Below are 19,335 nucleotides of genomic sequence, written 5' to 3' on the forward strand. Positions count from 1 at the left end.
GGCGGGTACCGGGTTGTTGAACCGGTCAGCGGATCCCGAGCGATCCGTGCTGCACCGAAGGAGTGATCGTGCACCACAACCGTCTGAAGACCGCCGCGCTGCTCGGCCTGCTCACCTCGCTGATCCTGGCGGTGGGCTACTGGTTCGGCGGCAGTGGCGGCCTGGTCATCGCCGTCGTCGTCTCGCTGGTCATGAACGGCGTCACCTACTTCTACTCCGACAAGCTCGCGCTGCGCTCGATGCGGGCGCAACCGGTCAGCGAGGCGCAGTTCCCCGAGCTGTACCGGATGGTCCGCGAACTGGCCACGGAGGCCGGGCAGCCGATGCCCCGCCTCTACGTGAGCCCGACGTCGCAGCCCAACGCGTTCGCCACCGGGCGGAACCCGCAGCACGCGGCCGTCTGCGTCACCCAGGGGATCACCGAGATCCTCGACTACCGGGAGCTGCGGGGCGTGATCGGGCACGAGCTGTCGCACGTCTACAACCGGGACATCCTCATCTCCAGCGTGGCGGCCGGTCTGGCCGGCATCATCACCATGCTGGCGAACATCGCCTGGTTCATCCCGCTGGGCGGGGGCGACGACGAGGACTCCCCGAACCCGGCCGTGCTGCTGCTCACCATCATCCTGGGGCCGATCGCGGCCACCGTCATCCAGTTGGCGATCAGCCGCAGCCGGGAGTTCCAGGCGGACGCCTCCGGGGCCACGCTCACGAAGGACCCGCTGGCCCTGGCCAGCGCCCTGCGGAAGATCCACATGGGTGCCCAGCGTCGGCCGCTGCCGGCCCAGGGGCAGCTCACCAGCACCGCCCACCTGATGATCGCCAACCCGTTCAAGGGCGGCGGCGTGGCGGCGCTCTTCTCCACCCACCCGAAGATGGAGGAGCGGGTCGCCCGGCTGGAGCGGATGGCCGCGAACAGCGGCCCCGTGCAGTTCCAGCGCTGAGGCGCTGATCACCTTTCCGCCCGTGTCCGGTCTGCCGGACACGGGCGGAACGCCGTGTGAGCGCGTTAACCATTCCTTCCACGTCTCCGGCGGCGTTAGGGTCGAAAGGTTCCCCGCTCGTTACATCCCCTGGAGGTCGACCGTGGCCGCACTGCGCCAGTACCTGGGCGTCTGGCGGATCCCCGGAGCGCCGATGCTGCTGCTCACCGGCATCGTCGGCAGGCTCGGGATCGGCATGACGCCGCTGGCGCTGCTGCTGGTCGTCGAGCAGGTCACCGGCCGCTACTCGCTGGCGGCCGTCGCCGGGGGCATCTACGCCCTCTCCGGTGCCGCGCTCAGCCCCGTGGCCGGCCGGATCGCCGACCGGATCGGCCCCACCCCGGTGCTCGTCGGCACCGCGATCGCCCACCCGTTCGCCCTGCTCGGCCTGCTCTGGTCCGCCCGCTCCGACGCCGGCAGCCTGACGCTGGTCTTCGTGGCATCCGGGGTCGCCGGCGCCACCTACCCGCCGCTGACCGCCGCGATCCGGGGCGCCTGGAACGACCTCACCTCGCCGTCGTCCGGCCGGTGGCAGCTGCGCAACACCGCCCTCGCCGCCGAGACCACGCTCTTCGAGATCGTCTTCGTGCTCGGTCCGCTGCTGGTCGCCGGCTTCATCCTGTTCGCCGACGCCGGGGCGGCCCTGGTCGGTGCGGCCGTGGTGACCCTGGTCGGCACCATGGCGGTGGCCCTCGGCCGGGTCATGCGCGGCTGGCAGCCGCACCCGCGCGAACACCAGACCAGAGGGCTCGGCCCGCTGCGCGTGCCCGGTTTCCCGGCACTGCTGCTCTGCGTCGCCAGCCTGGGCATCGCCTTCGGCGCGGCCGGCGTGACCGTGCCGGCGTTCGCCACCGCCTACACGTCCGACGACCCCGACAGCCTGGCCGGGGTGCTGCTGGCCGTCTGGGGCGTCGGCAGCGCCGTGGGCGGTTTCTGGTTCGGCGTCCGCAAGCCGGGCCGGAACATGACCCGGCAGTTCTCGCTGCTGCTCGGCGGGGTGGCCGCCAGCTTCGCCGTCTTCGCGGTGATGCCCACGCCGGTGGCGCTGGGCACCGCACTGGTGATCGGGGGCGCCATGATCGCGCCCGCGCTCACCCTGGAGAACACCCTGGTCGGCCGGATCTCCCCGACCAGCATGCTGAACGAGGCGTACACCTGGGTGGTGACCATGTCGGTGGGGGCCAGCGCTGCCGGCGGCGCGGTGGCCGGCCTGATCGTCGACCACGCCGGCGGGGTGCCCTGGGCGTTCGTCTTCGCCGGGGCCGCGGTCGCCGTCGGGGCCGGGGTCGCGGCCCTGCCCGCCGGGCCCATCTCCCGCGCGGAGGCCACGGCGGTACGCACCGAAGAGCTGCTGCCGGCCTGACGCCTACGGGGTTCCCGTCGCGTTGAAGGGGTACCACCCCGCATGTTCGTCTTCTTCTCGAACCGGGTGGGCTGCCTCGGCTCCCTGCTGATCAGCGCGATCCTGACCGTGGTGCTGCTGCTCGTCTTCTCCCGCTGACCGGCTTCTCCGCCGGTCGCCCAACGCCCTGGTCGGCCCTGTCGTGGCAGGGCCGACCAGGCGCGCGTCAGCGGTAGTTGGTGAACTGGAGAGAATCCGCCCGCGAGCAGCCAAAACTCCACCATGATCACGGCTAGGCCGTCGCCAGGCCGTCCGAGGGATGCCCGAGCACTTGGTCGATGGCCCGCCGGGTTCGGTCCTCGCTTGACGGCATCAGGTGGGTGTAGGTGCGCAGGGTGAAGCCGGGGTCGGCGTGGCCTAAGTACTCAGACAGCGCCTTGACGCTCTCCCCAGCGTCGAGCAGGACGGATGCATAGAAGTGGCGCAGGGCGTGCATCCCGGTCGCCCTGCTGCGCGTGATACCGGCACCGGTAAGTGCGGCATGCCAGTAGTCGCGATTGAAGGTGTGCCGGTCCATCGCCACGTTGGTCTGACCGTGCACGACCAGGTTGACAGTCACGGGTGAACCGCCGGGCACCTCCCACGGCAGCGCCACGGGTACCGGGGGAAACTCCTCCAGGTGGCGGGTGAGCGCCGCTCCCACCGAAGCGGGTAGCGGGATGTCTCGGGTCTTGCGTCCCTTGGGCAGGGCGTAGACCAGCCGGCTACCGACGATCTTCAACTGCCGTACAACGTGCAGGGTGCCCCGCAGAAAGTCGATGTCCTCGACGGCCAGGGCCAAGACCTCACCTTGCCGGAGGCCGCAGCCAGCACCGAGGTCCACAGCGGCCCGGTAGCGAGCGGGTAGCCCGGCTCGGATAGCGAGCACCTGCTCACGGGACCATGGGACCACCTTGCGGGGCGGCACCTTGGGCGGCCGGGCTGTCTTGGCATGGCAGGGGTTGCGGCCGATACGACCGTCGTCGACGGCCGCGTTGAGGATCGTGGCGACGTTGGAGTAGGCGACCACCCGATACGTCGCCGCCAAGCCGAGCTGCTGCAACGAGCGGTCCAGCTCTCGCAGGTGAGTCGGCAGGATCATGGCCAGAGCCCGGCTCCCGAGGTGGGGAAAGATGTGCCGGCGTAGCCGCCGTTCCGTTGCCTCGCGGGTGGACTCGTCGAAGGTCTGAGCAGCCAACCACTGTTCGGCGTACTGACGGAAGGTCAGCTTGCCGGCGGCCGGATCGATGTAGGTGCCCCGCAGCTTGTCCGACTCCACCGAGACGAGGAAGGCGTCAGCGGCCCGCTTTTCCTTGTCGGGGAACGACTTCGACCGTTCCCGGCCATCCGGCGCGATGTACCGAACCCGGTAGCGCAATCCCTTGCCGTGAAGAGGTGTCTTGACCCGCTCCGACTTGCCGTCAGGACGGGTGACGGACTTGTACCAGCGGTCTTCGACGTGGGCCACGCTCCTCCCCCTTCAGGCTGCGGCTTGCTGCTCGAACCAGGCCCGGACGGCGTCCGGGTCGTAGCGCAGGTGTCGGCCGACTCGTCCGGCGGGTGGACCGATACGGCGCTTGCGCCAGGTGTAGAGGGTCTGGACGGGGACGCCTAGGTAGTCAGCGACGTCGTCCACGGTCCAGAGCTTGAGCGGCAAGGTAGTGGCCATGTCGTCTCCTGTGGGTCGAGGGGTCAGGTAGCAGCCGGCGCGGTGCCGGCCGGAGTGGCGCTGAGTTCGTGGGCGAGTTCTTCGCGGCCGGTGGCTTGTCGTTCTCTGGCCATGGCGGCGGCGGTGTTGGCGAGGAGGGCGTCTCCGGTGGTGTGCCAGCCGACGCCGGCGAAGGTGAGGGTGCCGACGATGAGGGTGGTGGTGTCGTCGTAGTGCTCGTCGACGAGATGCCCGCCGGGGTGCGCGTGGTCCAGGTCCTCATGCCGCCGGAAGGCCGCGCGGGTGTCTCGCAGGAGTTGGAAGGTGACGGAGTAGCGGCGGGCTTTGGTGAGGAAGTGGCCGCCGAAGCCGAGCATGTGCGCCCAGCGACGTAGCCGGGCGTACGGGTTGGCCGGTGCTGAAGTCGTCGGTTTGGTGTCAAGGCTGGCTTGACGGTGGGCGACGCAGGTGGGGCAGGCGGCGTAGCGGGTGTGGGTGCCGCAGTCAGGGCACTCCCAGCGGGCGACGAAGCCGGGCCGGGGCCGGGGGTCGCGAGGCCGCTCGCACAGCGGAACGGGCCGGCCGGTGGGGCGGCCGATGCGCCAGCAGGCGTCGATGAGGCGGGCGGTGTGGTCGCCGTCGGGGTCGGCGTAGTCGCCGATGGTGTCGGCGGTGAGCCTGACGGAGCGGTGCCCGGTTACCTCGGTGCTCTTGGTGGCGTATTTGGCAAGGTAGCCGGCGACCATGCTGTCAGTGACCTCACCGCCACCGGTCAGGGTGATGGGGCGGATGTCGAGCTGCTCGCCCCAGGCGATGGGCCAGCCGTCGGGCCGGTCGGGGTGGCCGGGGGTGGCGAAGGCGACCTGTGCGGCGTGCCGGAGGGCGTCTTCCAGGTCGGCGAGGGTGAACCCGGCCGGGGGTGGGATGACGGCGGTGGGGTCGGTGGGGTGGACGCCGTCGAGGCGGACCAGGGCGTGGAAGTGCACCGCTGCGCGTGCCTGAAACTCGGCGGCTTTGCCATGCGAGAGCCGGACGGGTGGAACAGTGCGGGTGTTGCCGGAGGCGGTGACGACCTCGACGCGGGGGATGCCGCGGCGGCGGGCGAGTTTGGCGAGCCACCGTTCCGCGGCTTGCTTGGTGCGGTGCCACAGTTCGCCGGAGTAGAGGTTCCAGACGACCTGGTGGTCGTGGTCGTAGCAGCCCAGGCAGAGCGGTTGGCCGAGCACGGCGTCGTCGGGTGCGTGGCGTGCCCAGCACACGGCGGGGCGGCCGTGGGGGCAGTGGCCGGCGTCGCGGCGGGCGTGGCAGGGGTCGGGTCGGCAGTCGCAGCGTTTCCGGTTGCCGCAGGTGTGCCGGCGGACTGCCCGGACGTGGACTGTGCCGAAGGACGGGGCGGTGAAAGTGGCGAACACGGCCGGATGCTGGGCGACGGTTTCCGGAACGCCTTTGCCGCCGACCAGGCCGGCGCGCAGCAGTTGGTAGGCGTCGCGTTGGTAGGTGTGGGCGCAGGACGGGCAGACGGTGGCGCGTCGGTTGCCGCAGGCGGTGTAGATGGCGGCGTCGGGCATGGCGTCGGTGTGCCGCTGGTCGAGGACCCGGCCGGTGCTTTGCTCGATGGTGAGGAGTTGGCCGGCGAGGCGGATGGGGCGGGTGCAGCCGGCGGCGGCCCGGACGTGCTCTATCCAGCCGTAGTAGTCCGGTTGGGTGGCGCGGGTGAAGGCGGAGCCGGCGGCAGTGTAGGCGTAGACGGGCGGGGTGGTGTCGGCGTTCGAGCCCACACCCCGGGCCGTGGCTCGGGGTGTGAGGTCCAGCGTCGACGCCATCAGGCCGACACCTCGGGGGTGCGGGTGGTGATGGTGCGTTCGGTGACGATGACCCGGCAGGCGCCGCACTGGCGCGTGGCCGGCTCGTGCCGGTGACAGGGAATCTGCGTGGTGGTGTTGCCGCAGCGGATGGTGACCGGTGCGCGGCAGGGTCCGCCGGGGATGACGTCGACGAGGGTCCGGCGGATGTCGTACGGGTGCCCGTCAGGGTTGGCGGGGCAGGTGTGCTCGATGTGTTCGATGTCGACGAGGTGAATGGTCATCGGGCACTCCGGGCCAGGGCGAGGAGTTGCCCGGCGACGGCCGGGGCGACGTCGAGCCGGTCGGCCAGCTCGGCGGGGGTGATGGGTGCCCCGGTGGACTGTTCGTGTTGCACGGCCGCGAAGCGCGCCATGGGCAGCAGGTGGGCAGGGACGTCGACCGGCTCAGGGGCCGGGGCGGTAACGAGTTCCGGCTCAACAGCCGGCTCAGCAGCCGGGGCCGGCTCGGCGGCCGGGGTTGGGGTCGGTTCGGGTGCGGGGGTGATGGCCGGCGGTGCCGGTTCGGTGGTGACCTGCTCGGCCACCTGAACGCGGATCGGCTCGACCTGCTCGACCTGCTCGACGGTCGGCGTGGTGTCTTCCGACCTGGTGGGGGTCGGGGCGAGGACGAGTTTGACCAGGGCCATGAACGCCAGAGCGGGAACGGCGGACAGGAGCCATCCGGAGATGCCTGGCTTGGCGACCGCGAGTTGTGCGGCGAGGGAGAGGCCGGCAGCGGCGATGAGCAGGAACAGCGGGTAGCCGATGGGTGCGCCGAGGCGGCGGCGTCGCCGGATGGTGAGTAGGCAGGCGATGGGGACGAGTTCGGAGATGACGGCGTTGGCCCAGCCGAACCACTGCCCGGTGCCGGTGGGGGAGTTGGCGAGGGTCCAGTCTTTGACGTGGGTGAAGGACGCGGCTCCGGCGAAGCCGGCGACGGTGAGGAGGATGAGGACCAGGACAACGCCCTCGATGCGGGTGCCGGCGGTGGGTTTCATCGCGGGTCACCCCCGGTCGGTGCGGGGGCGGTCCAGCCGCAGACGTCGCAGTTGTAGAAGCCGCAGTATTGGCAGCAGTCGCGGCGGTCGATGGTGGCGAGCGGGGTGTTGTCGGCGCAGTAGTAGTCGCCGCAGGGGCAGGGGTTGGGCGTGTTCATCGGTGGCCTCCGTGGCAGTCGAGGCAGCAGCCGTAGCGGCGGGGGATGTAGTAGGGCTGCACGAGCCCGCAGGTTCGGCAGGTCCGCCGGGCACGTAGCGCTTTGGCGATGGCCTCCCGCTGGGCGGGGGTGGCGACGCGCTTGGGTTGGGCGAGGTCGAGGCGGTAGAGGTAGGCGAGGCGCTTACCGCGACGCCAGAGGATCTGCGCGACGGGGTCATGACCGCCCGGACGTAGGCCGGCGGCGCGTAGTTGCCGGCGAGTAGCCAGCCCGGCGGGGGCGGACTGGAAGGGGTAGGTGGGGAACCCGTAGCGGCTGCCGGTCGGGTCGTAGAAGCGGGAGGCAAGCCCGGTCGGCTCGGTGAGGGTGGTCATGGGCGGTCTCCCCAGCGCTGCTGGGCGGCTTGGCGGGAGATGCCTAGCCGGGAGCCGATTTCGGCCCAGGAGTAGCCGAAGGCCCGCAGCCCGATGACGGCGTCAGTGATGGCCTGATCGAGGTCGGTGGACAGGGCAACCAGGTCGCGGAGGGCTTCGACGTCACCGGTAGCGACGCGGCGGCCGTGAGCGCGGATGATGCGCCGGGTGAAGGAGGCAAATTCGCCGTTCTCGACGACCTCCCGACGTCGCTGCTGTCGAGGAAGAGGCGTCAAGGACTTCTTGACAGTGCTCATCGGTTCTCGCCTCCTCGGGTGTGGAGGCGGTCCCACTCGTCAGCGGCCTTCTCAAGGGCGGTGATGACCTGCTCGGCGGTGCGGCCGGGGTCGTCGTTCCACGAGTACGGGGAGGTGTGCTCATCGAGCAGGTGGCCGTCTTCGTCGATGTGGAAGATGGGTGCGAAGGCGTCGAGGTAGTCGACGAGCGCGGCGATGCTCTGCCGGTAGGTGTTCTCGTCAGCGGACGAGAGGAGGACCGGGTGCATGAGCGGCTTTCCGGCGCAAGCCATGCCGATGGCCCCGACGGCGCAGGCCGGCGAGGTGAGGGCGTCGGTGGTGGCGTAGTAGATGCCCTGGGTCCAGCCGTGCCGGCGCAGGTAGAGGGCAGCCATCCGCAGCAGGTCAGCCGGGCTGACCTGGACGGTGGGCGGTTGGTGGGTAGCCTTCATGGCAGCCACGTCCTTTCGGTAGGGCTGTTGGCGGGTGGTCGGCAGGACCGGGAAGCTTGCGAGGCAGATCCGGTCCTGTCGGCCGATTAGGAAGAGCGCAGCCGCAGGTAGCGGCGGTGGCGGGTGTCGTCGCCGCCCATCTGGTGGGGTGCGGAGACGAAGACGAGCCGCCCGGTTCGGGAGGCGGCCTGAATCATCACGGCCAGGTCCTCGGGACTGCCGACGATCCACATTTCGGTGTACTGGTTGGCGCGTTGGTTGTTTGCCTTGGCGTTGGCGCGTTCGCGGGTGGTCATGCCGCCACCGCCAGATCCGGTGTGGTGGTGAGTCGGCCGGGTCGGCGGATCCAGGCGGCGTAGTCGGCGATGCCGGCGATCTGGGCGTCGGTGAGGTAGGCGACCTTGATGCGGCGGGGTACGCCGCCTTCGGCGATGAGGTAGGCCGCGCCCTGGTTGGTGGGCTGGATGTCGGTGGCGGAGTAGCCCTGCTCGGCCCAGCCGTGACCAAGCACGATGTTCGAGCTGTTCGGAGTCGTGCAGCGGAACGCGGCCCGGTAGCCGAACAGGTCCCGCAGGCTGGTGGGGATGATGTCGAACGACGGCCGCTGGGTGGCGGCGACCACGGGGATGCCGGCGGCGCGGCCCCGGGCGACGAGGTCGCGCAGGAGCGCGACGAACTCTTCCTGTTCCTGCTTGCTGCCGACGGTGGCGGAGTAGAAGGCGATTTCGTCGACGAGGACGGTGATGACCGACAGGTTGTCGAGGGCGGTCACCTTGCGGCGCCCGTGCGCGCGCAGCCAGGCGTAGCGGTTGTTCATCACGGTTTGCAGCCGTCGCAGGACGGTGAGGGCTTCGGTGATGTCGGGGCCGATGAACGCGTCGGCGCAGTCTTCCCACTGGCCCAGCTCGACGAGCTTGCCGTCCAACAGGACAAGGCGGCTGTCGACGGAGAGGGCGGCGTGGGCGGCGATGGTGTTGAGCAGGCCGGATTTGCCTCCGCCGGGTTCGCCGCCGGCGAGGAGGTTGCGGTAGGCGAGGGTGATGTAGACGGGCTGACCGAACTCGTCGATGCCGACGAAGATGGGGTCGAACATCGACAGGCCAGGCCCCACCGGAACCCCGGCAGTCGGGGCGGTAGCGATGGTGGTCATGAGGTGCCCTCCTTGGGCTTGGTGGGCGCGAGGAACCACACGAACGAGCCGTCGGGCTCCTCGCGTCCGGGTCGGGTGTGGGTTAGATCCAGTCGGAGACGTCGTCGGCGTCGGTCGACGAGGAAGCCGCGGGCTTGCTGCCGTTGGCGGTGGTGGCCGGCGTCTTCGCGGCCGGCTTGCCCTGCGTGGGCAGGGTGACGGTGGGTGCGTCAACGTCGGGCAGGTCCAAGGCGGTCGGCACGACCGGCATCGGCCGGTCAGTGGCCGGGATGCTCGGGTCGATGACGTCGACCAGCGGGGAACCCACCTCAGCGGTGAGGACCTCGCGGCGTTTGATGTCGAACCGCAGGTACGCGGCGTTGCCGTCCGAGGCGCGCTCGACGAGAGCGGTGGAGGCGTGGCAGGTGACCGCGATGCGGTCGAGGCGCCCTTCCAGGTCAGCCAGGGAGAGGCCGGGGCGTAGGTAGACCCAGACCCGCTCACCGACGGGGGTGGGGCGGGCCCAGAGGATCAGCGGCAGGCTGCCGGACTGGTTGGCGATGATGAACTGCGCGAAGCACACGCGCAGCCGGTGGCGCACGATCAGGCACCACGCCCACGCCACCACCTGGCGGCGGACGGTCGGGATGGCGGCGGGAACGCCGACGACCAGGGCGACGATGACGAGGGTCACGACCGCCGAGGTGTGGTTGGCCAGCTGCACCCAGAAGGTGAGTGCCAGGACCGTCAACGCGGTCTCGGGAAGCCACCACCACAGCAGCCGCAGCACCGGCCAGATACGCACAAGGACCCAGGCGAGCCCGCCGAGGGGAACACCGATAGCGACGGCGACGAACAGGGCCACGATGGGGTGCGTGTAGGAGGTCGCCACGGCGGCGGTCAGGATGCCGGTGATGACGGCGGTGAGGATGAACGCCAGGCGGGCGTTGCGGGCCGAGGAGCGGTGGACCTTGGCCTCGATGACGGTGATGGTGCCGTTGGACTTCCGTCCGAACGAGCGGCGAGGGCTAGACTTGGACACGACACGTCCTCCCAATCGCGAGTTGGGGTGGATGGGTTGGAGAGCACGGGGTCGGCAGGTGTAGGAGCCAGTACCGGCCCCGCGCTCGATTCCTGAGCTGACCGGGTGTCAGCGGTTACGCAGCTGTTGGGCGATCAGGCCCATGCGGATGCGCTCGTCCTCGTCGAGGACGACGACCTCGTTGCCGGCGCGTTCCAGGTCGCGCTTCTGACGGTCGATGTGCTTCGGGTCGACCTTCACCTCATGCGATCGGCCGTTCGGGTCGGTGGCGAAGATGAACTTGCGGGCCATGACGTGGCCTCCTTTGTGTGCGCGGGGTTTAGAGGCAGGCGACAAGCAGGGCGGAGATCCACAGGCACGCCGAGTGCAGGGACTGATCGGCGAGGTACATGCCGCAGATGGGGGACTGCCGGTCGGCGAAATCGGGGCTGCCGGTGTGGATGAGCAGCCAACGCACCAGCCAACGCCGGTCGAGCAGCGCGTGAGACACGGCCGAGAAACCCATACCGGCGCTCACGCCGAGGGCGGTGACGGGCAGGTCCAGCGCGGCGATGGCGACGGCCAGCATGACCGCCACCACGAGGTGGTAGGCCAGCACGTGGCCCAGGAGATGACGCCAGCCGTGCCAGCCCGGCGCGGCCTTGTGGGCGGCTTGCTTGTCGGACTGACCGAACACGTGATCGGCCACCTGGTGACCGGCGGAGAACGTCGCCGCGACAACGGCGAACACGACAGCGGAAACGAGCATGACAACCACTCCCCATGTCGAGGGCAGACGGGTTGGAAGGCAGGCGGGGCCGGCAGGTGTAGGAGCCAGTACCGACCCCGCGCCATATCGAAAGGGCAACCATCGGTTGCCAGGGCCGGGAGAGTAGGAGCCAGAAACACTCCCGGACCGAAGATGGATCAGATCAGCGGACCATCAGGCCGCTTCACGTACGACACCAGAGGCTCACGCAGCACCGGTGAGCGAAGGACTCACTTTGCCGCCGAGGTGCCAGCCTTCGGCTTCAGCGAGATCGCACGGAACGCGACGCCGTTACGCCCGTTGGTCGCCCACGGGATGGCCTCCAACTGCTCGACAGCGACGAGCTGTCCCACCGTCACGCCCGGCTTCTCACCCGCCGTGGTGATGGTGATGATCTCGCCGCCAGTCTCGTCGAGAACGAAGACCTGGGTCGACCACATGAGCCGGCCAGTGTTCTTCTCCGACCGCTGATTGCCGTTCTGGTCGTTCTTCGGCTCCGGGTCCTTCGTCACCTGGACCTGCTTGCTCTGGGTGTCCACGTACAGCTTCACGAGATACCTCCTGTGTCTCGGGCCAGTCGTTGAGCTTGTCCCCGGTGGACTCTTGCTCGTGGCCTCTGCGGATAAGGCTCCCGGAATCCGTGGGACAGCCCGACCGATGGACTGGACGACTAGGGACGTCTAAGTTACGGTCTACTCGTCCCTAGTCGTCCCATGAGGAGGGTCGGATGCCAAACGACCGGCTACGCGATGCCATCCTGCGCAACGGCCTGACCCCCGGTGTGGTGGCCGAAAAGATCGGCGTCGATCCGAAGACGGTGGAACGGTGGATCACGCAGGATCGGATTCCGTACCCCCGTTACCGGCACGCCATAGCCGCAGTGGTGCGCGAAGACGTGCCCTACCTGTGGCCGGACGCGGTGACCCCGGAGAAGGCGTCGAAACTCGGGCAGAGTGAATTGATCCAGCTCTACTCCCGGCGTTCCTCAGTCCCATACGATCTGTGGGGCCGACTCATCGAACGGGCAGAGAAGCGAATCGACGTACTGGCCTATGCCGGCCTCTTCCTCGTGGAGCAAAACCCGAGACTTATCGACGTTCTGCGTCAAAAGGCCGTTGACGGCGTCAAGGTGACGATCCTGCTAGGCGACCCGACCAGCGACGCGATCGAGCGTAAGAGCGTCGAGGAAGGTGCGCCCGGCGTGATGGCCGCAAAGATTCGTCAGGTGCAGCACTACTACAGCCGGCTTGAGGGTGCGCCCGGGGTGAAGGTGCTCTACCACGACACGACGCTGTACAACTCGATGTACCGGTTCGACGACGAGATGTTGGTCAACATGCACGTGCTCGGGTTCCCGGCGCCACACGCGCCGGTGATGCACCTGCGCAGGCTCAACGGCGGCGACCTGTTCGGCACCTACTCTGACAGCTTCGACCGAGTTCTGATGGCCTCGAAGCCTCAGCCAGGAGGCGAGGTGGCAGCCTAGGGAGCATGGCAAGAACCGAGCACTACCACGACCCGAACGCGCCAAAGGCCAACAGCATCGTCGTGGCTGTCTCCGTCTTCGTGCGTGACGAGGATGGACGAGTGCTGCTCATCCAGCGCACCGACAACGGCCTGTGGTCACTGCCCGGCGGCGGCCAGGAGATCGGCGAGTCGGTCGCAGGAACCGCGGTCAGGGAGACCCAGGAGGAAACCGGTGTGCGGGTCGAGGTGACCGGGATGGTCGGCGTCTACTCCGACCCTGGCCACGTAGTCGCCTACTCCGACGGTGAGGTACGACAGCAGTTCTCGCTCTGCCTGCGAGCGGTACCCGTCGGCGGCACCCCGACGCCGAGTGACGAGTCAAGCAATGTCCGATGGGTCGCCCGCGACGAGCTGGGCGCGCTCGACATCCACCCGTCGACCCTGCTCCGCATCACCCACGGCTACGAGGAACGCCCCGAGCCCTACATCGGCTGAGCGACGCTGCCCGAGAGTCGGCGCTGAGTTCGCTGCACGGCGGCGACCATCTCTGGTTCCGCCCGGCGGATGAACCGGGTCACCAGGTGCTCCGGCCCGTACCGCGACCGGATCTCCGCGAGCCGTTCCAGCACCTCGAAGTCTTGCCCGTCCGGCCCGGTCGTCATGTCGGAGAAGCAGAGCGCGTCGGTTACCGGCGTCTCTTCCCGAGGGAACTCGGCGGCCAGGACGCCGCCGAGCCCACGTTCTTCCGCTTCCAGCCACGCGCAGGAGTGGTGAGCCACCAGAGCGGCGATCCGCTCATTGAACTGCTCGCGCCGAAGCCAACGGCCACCGTCGAGGGAGTGAAAGCCGGTGTCGACCAAGTCGGGGCTGTAGCCCACGTCATGCAGCCACGCGGAGGCTACGAGTACATCGCGGTCCTCGGCGGGAACCGCCCCGCTGATCCTGTCCGCTTTGGCGGCGACCGCCTGGACGTGACTCCACCGACGAGGTAGCGGCTTCTCCAGCAGGTGTCGCGCAACTTCCCGGGCGGTATCGACGAAGGCGGCCATGCCGTCAGGGTACGGAGCGCACTCAGCCCACGCCATCCCGTGTCCGGACGGTGGCGAGGCAGGGCCGGCCGGCTGCCGGCGAAGTGGTTCAAACTTTCTGTACGTCTTCAAGGCGGCCCTGAACGGGCCGCACGCGCCGCCGCCTGGGCGCGCGTCCGACGCTCCGCTGTCGCTCCACGCCGGCCACGCAACACGCCCGGCGGCTGGCGCGGAGAGCGGGAAGCCCGGGGGCCGCCGCAGACGGTAGCGCCGAGAGTGGTTGAGGTTCGCGGGCCGGCAGCCGGCCGCGCCGCGCCCGAGCAGCGCGGCGCACAGAGGGCGCGCGCCGGGTCCGCGCGGCAAGCCCCAAGCATGGGGGCGGTGTCCGCGAGGCGGCATGCCGGTCGCCCAGGAGCCGGCTCCGCAGCCGCTCAGGGTCAGGTCAACTGCTCGCCTGGGAGGGGGAGGGGTGGCCGCCGGTGGCCAGCTCCGACCCCGGGAGCCGGGTCCGTGCCGGGCGAGGTTAGGTCAACTGCGCCACTGTGGCGGTGTCCGCCGGGGGCGCGGTCCGCGACACGAAAGCCGACTCAGTCTGTTCCGGCACCGTCCGTACGTGCGTCAAGGTCCGCTTGACGTGAAGGACCGGGCGGTGGCCCGCTGCCCAAGTGGGCGGGTCGACGGCGACGAGATGGCAGTAGTACCGCTCTGTGGAAGCAGAGTCGCGATGCCTGTCATCGGGGCTCATGGGAAACGCGACGTGCTGATAGGTTCCGCCGGGTGAATGGCATCTCGAACGACCGACTGATCGCCTCCGCCCAAGCCGTGCTCAATCCGCGTACGGTGCCCGGCTACGGTGGGGCGACCCGCCGAATGGGCCAGGTGGGATCCACGCTGGTCACCGAGGCAGGCAACCTCTACTCCGGGGTCTGCATCGACACAGGCTCAGGCACAGGGTTCTGCGCGGAGCACGCAGCCATCGCTGCCATGGTCACAGCTGGTGAAAACAAGATCATTAAGATCGTCGCTGTCTGGCGCAACGATAAGGGCGTCTTGTGCGTACTCCCGCCATGCGGGCGTTGCCGGGAGTTCATCCGCCAGATGGACCCCGCCAATCTCGACACCGAGGTGGTGCTCAGCCAGGCCAGCTCGGCCAGGCTACGGGAACTGCTCCCCCATACCGAATGGCCCAGCCATCTCGATTGACTTAAGCAGCGGGTCAAGGAGTCAGCGAGACGCGAATCAGTGGCCCTGTTGCTGTCGACAGCAACGGTGACAGCAACAGGGCCTGACGACGAGGGACAGCGACGGAGGGCTACGGATCAGCGCCCGACGTCAGAGACGTACGCGAACGCGGCCGGACGAAGCGCTCAGAACTTACAAGCGAGGGGTCAAAACGCGCACGTTCGGCAGCTCGTCGACCAGGACCAGGCCGTCATCCGTGCCCGCTACGTTCCCGGCAGTCCGGTCAGCAGGGGTCAACAAAGGCGTATGCGTGTGGCATCCGTCGCGAGGCCAACGGAAGACCCGGGCTGATCACCAGCGCGGATGGAGCCCGCCGCCTCCGAATCAAGGCACCTTCCAACCTGACGGTGCCGGTGTGGGCGGAGTCCTCCTCGGTCAGTCGACCCGCTGGACTTGTGCCCTGAGCCGGGTCATCATCGCGCGGTGGCTAAAACTCTCGTCGAGATTCACGTTCCGCTAGTGGCACCGAGCGGTCTCTCCGATGGCGACTACCAGTTCCCCTGGATCGAGGACATTGAGCCTTTTCCAAGCTCATCTTGCAGCTCAGGATGGGTGTGGCAGGCCCGGTGATCGATGGGTGCGAGGCTCCAGGTAGGACAGCTGTCGACCAAGACTCGAAGCCCCGACCGGGAGCCTCGCCATGCTGTCCTACCCCGCCACGATTCCGTTGTCCAGCCGCACCCTGAACCACCTCGCCGAACGCATCCGCGGCCACCGCAAGCAGCGCCGATCCCGGTGGCGACGCCTCGACCCCGGCCGGCAGGCGCTGCTGGCTCTCGCTCACCTGCGCAACGGCGACACCTACACCCGACTCGCGGCCGGCTTCCGGATCGGCGTCGCCACCGCTTGGCGCTACGTGCAGGAAGCAATAGCCCTGCTCAGGTCGGCAGCCGACGGCCTGGCCACCGCCATCCAACGGATCCGCCGACTGGCGTACGCAATCCTGGACGGCACCCTGATTACGATCGACCGGGTCGCCGACCAGCGGCCGTACTACTCCGGGAAACACAAGCGCCACGGCGTGAACGTGCAGGTGATCGCGGATGCCGCTGGCCGACTTGTCTGGGCTTCGCCAGCGCTGCCCGGTGCGGTCCACGACCTGACCGCAGCCCGAACCAACGGCATCATCGACGCGTTGACCAGGGCAGACGTGATGACCTTCGCCGATAAGGGCTACCAAGGAGCCCGCGGCAGCCTCCGCACCCCGTTCAAGCGGCGCCGCTTCCGACCGAAGCTGTCACGCCGGCAGAGGGCCGTCAACCGCGCCCACGCAAAGATCCGCGCCCGCGGCGAACGCGCGATCGCCACCCTCAAGACGTGGAAGATCCTGAACAAGCTGCGCTGCTGCCCCCGGCGAGCCACCCCGATCGTGCAGGCCATCCTCGTCCTGCACCACGTCGAGGCGAACCGTTGGCCGTAACAGAGCCGAGCAAACGGGAGCCAGAACGTTCAGCGAAATCGGTCGACGGTAACGGGGATCAGTCCCTGCTGCCGCATCTGCGTCGTCAGACCGCGCAGCAGCACGCCGACCGCCTCGTCACGTTCCCCCACCAGATCGCACGTCACGTCCAGCCCCCACGCGGCACCTGCGGCCACCCGCCGCAGATCCCAGCGGAAGGCGTCGCCGGCAACCTGGCGACGCACCGCACCCAAAACGCGCACCTCGGGATCCGCGAGGTCGCCGGTGACCGGCATCTGCCACGCCTCGCTCAGTGCCGCAAGGGCGTCCTGGGTCAACTCATCGGCGAAGAGAATCCTATAGACGCGCGTCTCGCGAAATCCCGACCTGGCCTCGGGACCGCTCAGCCGCAAGGCACACGGTGCCTGCGCGGGGAGGCCACCGAAGCACGCCCGGAGCTCAGGCTCGTCCGGCAGATCGGCACCGCAGAGATCCCAGTAGAACGCCGCCGCCGCTGCCCGGCCCACGGGCGTCACTCGGGCCCGCAGCGCGGCGTCAACGCGTAAGCGCCGACTGATGGACGAAGCGTCGCGCCACTGGCCCTCCTCTCGACTCCAGCCGCCGCTCACCAGCCCCGCCGAGGAGTAGTCCGCCGCGAGCAGGAACTCCTCAACCAGCAGGCCCTCCGGCCCGCCGGCGCCGTCGTGAACTACGTAGTAGTGCAGTGCAGGTGAGCTGTCTGCCGCTTGCCGCGCAACAAAGGTCTTCGTCACCCGTCTATTTTCTGCCACGACGTCACACGCGGCCATGCACGGCTCGCCGGAGGCCCAAGGCTGGAGCCAGTGAACTCGCCCCTGCACGTTGTGCTCCCCAATTCCGCCGCAAGGCGACAGTGATCGCCAGCCACCTGCGCCGCCAGGATGGAAAAGGCTCATTGAAGACTTCCTCGTTGACCTGGAGGAGCGCGGGGAAGTGGAGGTTTACGACGACGGCGAAGAGTGGGAGGACGTCTACATCTTCTTGATCAGCGGTACGGACGAGGCAGCCCTGTTGGCTGTCGCCTCCCGAGTCGCGAAGCTGCACGGCGTTCCACCTGGGGCCTTCGCTGTCGTCACAGATGTTGAAGCAGACGAGTATGGCCAGGGGCGGCGAGTCTCGCTTGCGTCGTTCTGACGCCGGCTACCTGTCTAGCTGGGTGACTAACTGAGTGACGACCGGGACCGACAGCGGTGGACAACCGTGGACACCGGAGGACCCTTCTCGCGGCTCGCCTGCCAGCGAGGAGCAGGTCAGGCAGGTGTGTTGGTTGCCTGGGAGTCAAGGGCTCGACGAGGACCAGGTCCAGGCCGTCACCAGGCCGTCGGAGGTCGATCGGGAGCGACCAACGACGACCACTGGTGACGACATCTGCCCAGGTGACAAGGCGTGCTCGGCCCGATGACCAGGCCGGCCGCAGCCTCCTTACCTGTAGTTGGTGAACTGGAGGGCGACGCCGAAGTCCTCGCCCTTGAGCAGCGCGATGACGGCCTGGAGGTCGTCCCGCTTCTTGCCCGTGACCCGCAGCTGGTCGCCCTGGATCTGGGCCTGGACGCCCTTCGGGCCCTCGTCGCGGATCTTCTTGCTGATCGCCTTGGCCTTGTCCGAGTCGATGCCCTGGATCACCTTGCAGTCGATCTTGAAGATCTTGCCCGACGACCGGGGGTCACCGGCGTCCAGCGACTTCAGCGAGATGTTCCGCTTGATCACCTTCTCCTTGAAGACCTCCAGCGCCGCCCGCACCCGCTCCTCGGTCTCCGCCTGGAGGCTGATCGCCTCCTCGCCCGACCAGGAGATCTCGGCGCCGGTGCCCCGGAAGTCGAACCGCGTCGCGAGCTCCTTCTCCGCCTGACGGAGAGCGTTGTCGACCTCCTGACGGTCGACCTTGCTCACGATGTCGAACGACGGGTTCGCTGCCATGCTGATGCTCCTGCTGTCCGGCGGTCTGTGGTCCTTCGTCCCCCGCTGACCAGCGGTACGACCCCCTGACGGTACCCGGTTGCGCCGAGGCCGGGGTGAGCCGCTATCCTTGCTTCCGCTGCCGCGTTACGACGCGGTGGGGTGCCCTGGCGGGTTGCCCGAGCGGCCAATGGGAGCGGACTGTAAATCCGTCGCGAAAGCTACAGAGGTTCGAATCCTCTACCCGCCACCAGGAGCACTAACGGCCCCTGACCAGCAGGAATGCTGATCGGGGGCCGTTGTCGTTGATCTAGCGGAGTCCGACTGGTCCAGCCGTCTACGACTCGTTCTGGGCAGGATTGTGGACGGGCCGATCATTCTTTAGAGGGCACCGCTGAGGATGTGACTGCTGGTGCTGTTGGTACCTATGGGGTTGACGCGGGTCGTGCGTGTGACGACCGGATGAGGCACCGCGCTGGGGGTAGTTAGCCGCAGGAGATGGGCCGGGTGCAAGTCAGTCCCGGGGTTGGACTCGGGCGGCAGTCGGAAGCCCTGAGCGCCGACCACGCCGATCCGTTCGGTTTCCGTACCGCCTGGCCTTGATCGTGCCGCTCTTGGGGGCGGCGGTCCGGCGGCTTGCCGCCGGCCGGCTCACCCTCGCCCTCGCAGCGATCGGCTGAGCGGACCGTGCCCGCCCCGGCGGTCCGCCCCAGCCCCGGCTGCGGGTTCTGCCTCCCGTCGTACAGCCCAAGCGGCCCTAGGCTGTCGGGATCATCCGATGACGGCCATGCATGCCGCCGTTCGGCTACCGGAACTCGTGCACGACCTCGATCAGCCCGACGATGTGCGCGTTGAACTTGTCTAGCTCCTCGGCTGGCACCCACAGCTCCAGGATGGTGTCACCACCGGCCTGCCGCACCGGGTAGCGGCTGAGAAAGTCCGTGTCGACGTGGAAGCGGGTCACGTACCCGACGCCGGAAGCGGGCACGTTCCAGTCTCGGGCGATCATGACCGCGTAGTCCTCGTTGAGGACCGGGTAGAAGATCGGCTGGTCCGGCAGTCGCGGCGGCCACTTTCGCCATCCCGAGTCGCGAACGAGGCCGAGTTCTTCCGGTCCGGTCGGGCGCCACAGCACCGTCGTTCCGCCACCGCTGTTCATCTCGACCTCGCCGTTCGGGTTCATGGTGAGCCCGGACAGTACCGGCGGACCAGCGACCGGCACCACCGCATTCG

General features: G+C 68.7%; 26 protein-coding genes and 1 tRNA gene. 8 read left to right on the forward strand and 19 right to left on the reverse strand.

The features are described from left to right. The first annotated feature begins 68 nt into the window (after positions 1-68). Complete coding sequence (htpX, locus tag ACPXCB_RS20775) at positions 69-944, forward strand: zinc metalloprotease HtpX (protein WP_421454894.1); 876 nt, start codon at positions 69-71, stop codon at positions 942-944. A gap of 142 nt (positions 945-1,086) precedes the next feature. Next, positions 1,087-2,346, forward strand: a complete 1,260-nt coding sequence (locus ACPXCB_RS20780) for an MFS transporter (RefSeq protein WP_425877279.1) — start codon at positions 1,087-1,089, stop codon at positions 2,344-2,346. A gap of 271 nt (positions 2,347-2,617) precedes the next feature. Here the strand turns inward: ACPXCB_RS20780 and ACPXCB_RS20785 are convergent, their stop codons facing one another. The 15 genes from ACPXCB_RS20785 to ACPXCB_RS20855 all read right to left on the reverse strand — a co-directional run bounded on the left by ACPXCB_RS20785 (position 2,618) and on the right by ACPXCB_RS20855 (position 11,582). After that, positions 2,618-3,832, reverse strand: a complete 1,215-nt coding sequence (locus ACPXCB_RS20785) for a tyrosine-type recombinase/integrase (protein WP_425877280.1) — start codon at positions 3,830-3,832, stop codon at positions 2,618-2,620. A 12-nt stretch (positions 3,833-3,844) separates the two neighbouring features. Beyond that, a complete protein-coding gene (locus ACPXCB_RS20790) occupies positions 3,845-4,033 on the reverse strand; it encodes a helix-turn-helix domain-containing protein (RefSeq protein WP_425877281.1) in 189 nt (62 codons plus the stop codon). Between the two features lie 23 nt (positions 4,034-4,056). Then, complete coding sequence (locus tag ACPXCB_RS20795; RefSeq protein WP_425877282.1) at positions 4,057-5,835, reverse strand: replication initiator; 1,779 nt, start codon at positions 5,833-5,835, stop codon at positions 4,057-4,059. Beyond that, positions 5,835-6,098, reverse strand: coding sequence for a hypothetical protein (locus ACPXCB_RS20800; protein WP_425877283.1), 264 nt, complete (start codon positions 6,096-6,098; stop codon positions 5,835-5,837). Before ACPXCB_RS20800 ends, ACPXCB_RS20795 begins: the two co-directional genes overlap by 1 nt. Beyond that, complete coding sequence (locus ACPXCB_RS20805; RefSeq protein WP_425877284.1) at positions 6,095-6,853, reverse strand: hypothetical protein; 759 nt, start codon at positions 6,851-6,853, stop codon at positions 6,095-6,097. Before ACPXCB_RS20805 ends, ACPXCB_RS20800 begins: the two co-directional genes overlap by 4 nt. After that, the gene (locus ACPXCB_RS20810) at positions 6,850-7,011 is read right to left on the reverse strand and encodes a hypothetical protein (protein ID WP_425877285.1); all 162 of its coding nucleotides are present in this window, start codon (positions 7,009-7,011) and stop codon (positions 6,850-6,852) included. The genes ACPXCB_RS20805 and ACPXCB_RS20810 overlap by 4 nt, the downstream gene beginning before the upstream one ends. Beyond that, positions 7,008-7,385 (reverse strand): RRQRL motif-containing zinc-binding protein, encoded by a 378-nt coding sequence (locus tag ACPXCB_RS20815; protein ID WP_358085965.1) that lies wholly within the window; start codon positions 7,383-7,385, stop codon positions 7,008-7,010. Before ACPXCB_RS20815 ends, ACPXCB_RS20810 begins: the two co-directional genes overlap by 4 nt. Further along, the gene (locus tag ACPXCB_RS20820) at positions 7,382-7,681 is read right to left on the reverse strand and encodes a hypothetical protein (RefSeq protein WP_425877286.1); all 300 of its coding nucleotides are present in this window, start codon (positions 7,679-7,681) and stop codon (positions 7,382-7,384) included. Before ACPXCB_RS20820 ends, ACPXCB_RS20815 begins: the two co-directional genes overlap by 4 nt. Continuing rightward, a complete protein-coding gene (locus tag ACPXCB_RS20825) occupies positions 7,678-8,112 on the reverse strand; it encodes a DUF6197 family protein (protein WP_425877287.1) in 435 nt (144 codons plus the stop codon). The genes ACPXCB_RS20820 and ACPXCB_RS20825 overlap by 4 nt, the downstream gene beginning before the upstream one ends. Positions 8,113-8,198: 86 nt before the next feature. Then, positions 8,199-8,408: a hypothetical protein gene (locus ACPXCB_RS20830; protein WP_425877288.1), complete on the reverse strand. Its 210-nt coding sequence runs from the start codon at positions 8,406-8,408 to the stop codon at positions 8,199-8,201. Continuing rightward, positions 8,405-9,262, reverse strand: coding sequence for an FtsK/SpoIIIE domain-containing protein (locus tag ACPXCB_RS20835; protein WP_425877289.1), 858 nt, complete (start codon positions 9,260-9,262; stop codon positions 8,405-8,407). The genes ACPXCB_RS20830 and ACPXCB_RS20835 overlap by 4 nt, the downstream gene beginning before the upstream one ends. An 82-nt stretch (positions 9,263-9,344) precedes the next feature. After that, entirely contained in the window at positions 9,345-10,283 is a 939-nt protein-coding gene (locus tag ACPXCB_RS20840; RefSeq protein WP_425877290.1) for a hypothetical protein, read from the reverse strand. A gap of 108 nt (positions 10,284-10,391) precedes the next feature. Next, positions 10,392-10,574 (reverse strand): hypothetical protein, encoded by a 183-nt coding sequence (locus ACPXCB_RS20845; protein WP_425877291.1) that lies wholly within the window; start codon positions 10,572-10,574, stop codon positions 10,392-10,394. 28 nt (positions 10,575-10,602) lie between these two features. Further along, positions 10,603-11,031: a DUF3307 domain-containing protein gene (locus ACPXCB_RS20850; protein ID WP_425877292.1), complete on the reverse strand. Its 429-nt coding sequence runs from the start codon at positions 11,029-11,031 to the stop codon at positions 10,603-10,605. A gap of 230 nt (positions 11,032-11,261) precedes the next feature. Continuing rightward, positions 11,262-11,582 carry a hypothetical protein gene (locus tag ACPXCB_RS20855; RefSeq protein WP_089003163.1) on the reverse strand — a complete coding sequence of 107 codons (321 nt, stop codon included), beginning with the start codon at positions 11,580-11,582 and terminating at the stop codon, positions 11,262-11,264. 176 nt (positions 11,583-11,758) lie between these two features. Between ACPXCB_RS20855 and ACPXCB_RS20860 the strand changes: the two genes are divergently transcribed. Further along, entirely contained in the window at positions 11,759-12,517 is a 759-nt protein-coding gene (locus ACPXCB_RS20860) for an XRE family transcriptional regulator (RefSeq protein ID WP_425877293.1), read from the forward strand. Positions 12,518-12,522: 5 nt separating this feature from the next. Further along, positions 12,523-12,993: an NUDIX hydrolase gene (locus tag ACPXCB_RS20865; protein ID WP_425877294.1), complete on the forward strand. Its 471-nt coding sequence runs from the start codon at positions 12,523-12,525 to the stop codon at positions 12,991-12,993. Here ACPXCB_RS20865 and ACPXCB_RS20870 read toward each other — a convergent pair. Further along, the gene (locus ACPXCB_RS20870) at positions 12,981-13,547 is read right to left on the reverse strand and encodes an HD domain-containing protein (protein ID WP_357713860.1); all 567 of its coding nucleotides are present in this window, start codon (positions 13,545-13,547) and stop codon (positions 12,981-12,983) included. The genes ACPXCB_RS20865 and ACPXCB_RS20870 overlap by 13 nt on opposite strands. A 756-nt stretch (positions 13,548-14,303) precedes the next feature. Between ACPXCB_RS20870 and ACPXCB_RS20875 the strand changes: the two genes are divergently transcribed. Together ACPXCB_RS20875 and ACPXCB_RS20880 are read left to right on the forward strand one after the other, a co-directional pair. Next, complete coding sequence (locus ACPXCB_RS20875) at positions 14,304-14,729, forward strand: cytidine deaminase family protein (protein ID WP_425877295.1); 426 nt, start codon at positions 14,304-14,306, stop codon at positions 14,727-14,729. Positions 14,730-15,408: 679 nt separating this feature from the next. Then, positions 15,409-16,188: a transposase family protein gene (locus ACPXCB_RS20880; protein ID WP_311412567.1), complete on the forward strand. Its 780-nt coding sequence runs from the start codon at positions 15,409-15,411 to the stop codon at positions 16,186-16,188. 29 nt (positions 16,189-16,217) lie between these two features. Here the strand turns inward: ACPXCB_RS20880 and ACPXCB_RS20885 are convergent, their stop codons facing one another. After that, the gene (locus ACPXCB_RS20885; RefSeq protein ID WP_358114339.1) at positions 16,218-16,940 is read right to left on the reverse strand and encodes a hypothetical protein; all 723 of its coding nucleotides are present in this window, start codon (positions 16,938-16,940) and stop codon (positions 16,218-16,220) included. A 199-nt stretch (positions 16,941-17,139) separates the two neighbouring features. Here ACPXCB_RS20885 and ACPXCB_RS20890 point away from each other — a divergent pair, with 199 nt between their 5' ends. Then, entirely contained in the window at positions 17,140-17,340 is a 201-nt protein-coding gene (locus tag ACPXCB_RS20890) for a hypothetical protein (RefSeq protein WP_425877296.1), read from the forward strand. A gap of 288 nt (positions 17,341-17,628) precedes the next feature. On the opposite strand, the gene ACPXCB_RS20895 is transcribed toward ACPXCB_RS20890, so the two are convergent. Further along, on the reverse strand, positions 17,629-18,123 hold the full coding sequence (locus tag ACPXCB_RS20895) for a YajQ family cyclic di-GMP-binding protein (RefSeq protein ID WP_089003198.1): 495 nt from the start codon (positions 18,121-18,123) through the stop codon (positions 17,629-17,631). 148 nt (positions 18,124-18,271) lie between these two features. Here ACPXCB_RS20895 and ACPXCB_RS20900 point away from each other — a divergent pair. Next, positions 18,272-18,355 (forward strand) — tRNA-Tyr (locus ACPXCB_RS20900). Between the two features lie 552 nt (positions 18,356-18,907). Here ACPXCB_RS20900 and ACPXCB_RS20905 read toward each other — a convergent pair. After that, entirely contained in the window at positions 18,908-19,285 is a 378-nt protein-coding gene (locus ACPXCB_RS20905; RefSeq protein WP_425877297.1) for a hypothetical protein, read from the reverse strand. Positions 19,286-19,335: the final 50 nt, after the last annotated feature.

Origin of the sequence: Micromonospora sp. DT62 (assembly GCF_049847285.1) — a bacterium.
In the GTDB taxonomy this organism is placed as follows: domain Bacteria; phylum Actinomycetota; class Actinomycetes; order Mycobacteriales; family Micromonosporaceae; genus Micromonospora; species Micromonospora reichwaldensis.